We start from the raw sequence: 3,524 nt of genomic DNA, 5'->3' as shown, positions 1-3,524 counted from the left end.
CCCATCCACCGACCCGCCCGCGCCCGTCGCGCCCAGCCCCCCGCGGCGGACGGGTCGGCGCGGGCGGAGGCCCGGCAAGGCGAAGCGCCGGAGACCCGGTGCGGGGTCTCCGGCGCTTCGGTGACGGGTGTGGGGACCCGTCGTCGGAATCAGCCGGTGTGGGCGTACGCGCCGCCCTTGCAGCCGCCCGAGTTCGCGATGCCGAGGATGGCGACGGCGTTGCCGCAGACGTTGATCGCGCTGGAGATCGGGGCGATCACCTGGGTGCCGTTCAGCACGCCGAAGTTGCCGGCGGTGGTGTTGCCGTTGCCGGCCCCGCCGCCGTGACCGTGGTGGTGGCCGTGGTGGTGCCCGTGGTGGCCGTGGTGGTGGCCGTGGTGGCCGTGGTCCCAGCCGCCGCCGTAGGCGGAGGCGTAGGCGGGCGTCGCGGCCAGTGCGGAGCCGGCCACGGCGAGGCCGAGGATGCCGGAGACGGCAAGCTTCTTGAACAACGTATGTCCTCCCGTACATGGGCTTAGCAGGCCCGTTCTGACATTGCCGACGTCACCCGCGAAGGCGGCGTCGCGTACCGTAGTTACCCAGCTACTTTGAGGTAGGGCAATGCCGATCGTCACGGTGAGGGCAAATAGTCACCATGGAGTAACCAACTCGTTACACACCGTGACCGCTTTGGCCGCTTTTGACCAGGCCCGTCTCGTAGGCGAAAACGACCGCCTGAACCCTGTCTCGAAGGCCCAGCTTCATCAGGATCCGTCCCATGTGCGTCTTCACCGTCGCCTCGGAGACGTACAGCCGTCCCGCGATCTCCGCGTTCGACATGCCGCGCGCGACCAGACGCAGCACCTCGCCCTCACGCTCGGTGAGCGTCTCCAGCGCCCCGCCCGCCTTCTCCTCCGCGTCCGGCAGGTGCACCGCGAACCGGTCCAGCAGGCGCTTGGTCGTGCTCGGCGCGACGACCGCGTCCCCCGAGTGCACCGCCTTGATCGCCTCGATGAGCTGCGCCGGGCCGGCGTCCTTCAGCATGAACCCGCCGGCCCCCGCCTTGATCGCCGCGAACGCGTACTCGTCGAGGTCGAAGGTGGTCAGGATGACGACCTTCGGGCCGGACTGCGCCACGATCCGGCGGGTCGCCTCGATCCCGTCCATCCGCGGCATCCGCACGTCCATGAGGACGACGTCGGCCCGCGTGCCGCGCAGCAGGTCGAGCGCCTGCACGCCGTCGCCCGCCTCGCCCGCGACCTCGATGTCGGGCTGCGCGTCCAGCACCATCTTGAACCCGGCGCGCACCAGCTCCTGGTCGTCCACGAGCACCACCCGGATGGGTCCCGCCGCGTCGTCGATCTCGGTCAATGTCCACTCCTCGTCCGCGCGCCTCATGCGGCGATCTCTTCGCGCACCGGGAGCCGCGCGACCACCTCGAACCCCCCGCCCGGGCGCGGCGCCGCCCGGACGTCGCCCCCGTACACGGCGACGCGCTCGCGCATCCCCGCGAGGCCGTGGCCGCGGTGGTCGTCGAACGCCGCCGCGCCGCGGCCGTCGTCCGCCACCCGGATCTCCAGCGCGTCGTCCGCGTAGCGCAGCCGGACCGACACGCTCACCCGCGGACCGCCGTGCTTGAGCGTATTGGTCAGCGCCTCCTGGACGATCCGGAAGACGGTGAGCTGGCGTCCCTCCGACATGGCCGCGGGCGTCCCGTCCACCTCGTACGTCACCGCGAGCCCGGACGCGCGGACCTGCTCCACCAGGTCGTCCAGCTCGGCGACGCCCGGCTGCGGCGCGAACGCCCCGGCGTCGTCGTCCTCGCGCAGGACGCCGAGGAGCCGCCGCATCTCCGCGAGCGCCAGCCGGCCCGTCGAGGAGATCGTTTCGAGCGCCTGCCTGGCCCGCCCCACATCGGTGTCGATCGCGTAGGACGCCCCGTCGGCCTGCACGACGATCACGCTGACGTTGTGCGCCACGACATCGTGCAGCTCCCGGGCGATACGCGCGCGTTCGGCGGCCATGGCCACCTTGACCTCGTTGTCCCGTTCGCGCTCCAGCCGCTCCGCCCGCTCCTCGACCGAGCGCAGGTACGCGCGGCGCGTCCGCATGTGCAGGCCGAGCACGTAGACCCCGGCCACCAGCAGCCCCAGCATCACGAACGTGTACTTGCGGTCGTCGGCGCCGGACGGATACCTCCACGCGGCCATCCCCGCGCCGGTCACTCCGACCAGCGCGGCAGCGATCCCCCAGCGGATCGAGTAGCCGGCCGTGACCGTGTAGATCGCCATAAGGACGGCGATGTTCCCCTGCACCAACTGCAGGCCCGCCACGCACTGGACGAACGAGACCAGCGCGATGAAGGCGAGCACCGTGCGCGGGTACGTCCGGCGCAAGACGAGCGGACCCGTGAGGAGAACCGTCAGCAACCCGTACTGCAGGACGCTCATCCCGTACGTCCCGCCCAATAGCGAGGGGACGGCGAGCAACAGGATCGGTGCCGCGAAGAACGCGTCGACCAGGGGCGTCTTACGCCGCAGCCACTCCCACACGCTCGCCACCATGCCGACAGCGTATGTAAGCACCGGTAAGCACGGATCAGCCGCAGGTCGGACACACGTCCACCACAAGGATGGGGCGGTGCGCGGCGGTGCGCGCGGTAACGTCACAGGTGTGGCGGCGTTGGTTACCGAATGGCTGACATGGCGCACGGCGATGGAGCGGGCGCTGTACGGGGAGGACGGCTTCTACCGGCGCGGAGAGCGTCCGGCCGAGCACTTCCGCACGTCGGTGCACGCCTCACCGCGCTTCGCCGCCGCCATCGTCCGCCTGCTGGCCGAGGTCGACGTCCTGCTCGGCCGTCCGGAGCGGCTGGACGTCGTCGACGTCGGCGCGGGGTCGGGGCGCCTGCTGAGCAACATCCTGGCCTGCGCGCCCGCCGACCTGGCGTCCCGGCTCGTCCCGACGGCGGTGGAGATCGCGCCGCGGCCCGCCGAGGTCCCGTCCCAGATCAGCTGGCGGCCGGACCTTCCGCGGCGCATCACGGGGCTGGCCGTGGCGAACGAGTGGCTCGACAACGTGCCGCTGGACGTCGTCGAAAGCACCCCGGAGGGCATCCGGACCGTGCTCGTCGACCCGTCGACCGGCACCGAGCGCCCGGGCCCGCCGCCGTCCGCCGAGGATCACGCCTGGCTGGAGCGCTGGTGGCCGCTCAGTGAACCCGGGGACCGCGCCGAGATCGGTCACCCGCGCTGCAACGCCTGGGCGTCCGTGGTCGGACGGCTGTCCCGCGGCATGGCGCTCGCCGTCGACTACTCCCACTCGCGCGAGGCCCGCCCGGTGTACGGGACGATGACCGGTTACCGCGACGGCGCCACCGTCCCCGCCGTCCCGGACGGATCATGCGACGTCACCGCGCACGTCGCACTGGACGCCTGCGCCACCGCGGGCGAACGCGCCGGCGCGACGTCCACCCTGCTGACCACCCAGCGCGACGCCCTGCGCGCCCTAGGCCTGTCCGGCGCCCGCCCACCCCTGGACCTGGC

General features: G+C 72.1%; 4 protein-coding genes. 1 reads left to right on the top strand and 3 read right to left on the bottom strand.

The window, feature by feature from the left end:
- Nucleotides 1–149 precede the first annotated feature (149 nt).
- The 3 genes from E1284_RS39535 to E1284_RS39525 all read right to left on the bottom strand — a co-directional run bounded on the left by E1284_RS39535 (nucleotide 150) and on the right by E1284_RS39525 (nucleotide 2,543).
- Nucleotides 150–491 carry a chaplin family protein gene (locus tag E1284_RS39535; RefSeq protein ID WP_165965613.1) on the bottom strand — a complete coding sequence of 114 codons (342 nt, stop codon included), beginning with the start codon at nucleotides 489–491 and terminating at the stop codon, nucleotides 150–152.
- Between the two features lie 160 nt (nucleotides 492–651).
- Nucleotides 652–1,350 carry a response regulator gene (locus E1284_RS39530; protein WP_279433122.1) on the bottom strand — a complete coding sequence of 233 codons (699 nt, stop codon included), beginning with the start codon at nucleotides 1,348–1,350 and terminating at the stop codon, nucleotides 652–654.
- Nucleotides 1,351–1,373: 23 nt separating this feature from the next.
- Nucleotides 1,374–2,543: a sensor histidine kinase gene (locus tag E1284_RS39525; RefSeq protein ID WP_131945250.1), complete on the bottom strand. Its 1,170-nt coding sequence runs from the start codon at nucleotides 2,541–2,543 to the stop codon at nucleotides 1,374–1,376.
- Nucleotides 2,544–2,652: 109 nt separating this feature from the next.
- Here E1284_RS39525 and E1284_RS39520 point away from each other — a divergent pair.
- The coding region (locus E1284_RS39520) for an SAM-dependent methyltransferase (protein WP_341770475.1) at nucleotides 2,653–3,524 on the top strand (872 nt) is incomplete at its 3' end.

This window comes from Actinomadura bangladeshensis (genome assembly GCF_004348335.1).
Classification (GTDB): Bacteria; Actinomycetota; Actinomycetes; order Streptosporangiales; family Streptosporangiaceae; genus Spirillospora; species Spirillospora bangladeshensis.
This window is presented reverse-complemented; position numbering and strand designations above follow the sequence as displayed.